At 35.5% G+C, this 606-nt stretch carries 1 protein-coding gene; it reads left to right on the top strand.

All coding sequences use genetic code 11. From position 1 onward, the window contains the following. A partial coding sequence (locus IDG60_RS28350; RefSeq protein ID WP_274611459.1) for an FtsK/SpoIIIE domain-containing protein occupies positions 1–606 on the top strand: 606 nt, incomplete at both ends.

The following is a 606-nucleotide window of genomic DNA, read 5'->3' as shown; positions in this document are numbered from 1 at the left end:
ATAGTATTACATTTTTAGAGATGTATAACGTGAAAGAAGTAGATCAGCTTGATGTGGTTAATCGATGGAGACAAAACGAAACATACAAAACGATGGCAGTACCTTTAGGTGTAAGAGGTAAAGATGATATTTTATCATTGAACTTACATGAAAAAGCACACGGGCCACATGGTTTAGTTGCTGGTACCACTGGTTCAGGGAAATCTGAGATTATCCAATCATACATTTTATCTTTAGCTATTAATTTTCATCCACATGAAGTTGCGTTCCTATTGATTGACTATAAAGGTGGGGGTATGGCGAACTTATTTAAAGATTTAGTCCATTTAGTTGGTACGATTACAAACTTAGATGGCGATGAAGCGATGCGTGCCTTAACATCAATCAAAGCCGAATTGAGAAAACGTCAACGTTTATTCGGAGAGCATGATGTTAACCATATTAATCAATACCATAAGTTATTTAAAGAAGGTGTTGCAACAGAACCAATGCCACATTTATTCATTATTTCCGATGAGTTTGCCGAATTAAAATCAGAACAACCTGATTTTATGAAAGAACTTGTATCAACGGCACGTATTGGACGTTCGTTAGGTATTCATTTAA

Source organism: Staphylococcus sp. EG-SA-2, assembly GCF_017152085.1.
This window is presented reverse-complemented; position numbering and strand designations above follow the sequence as displayed.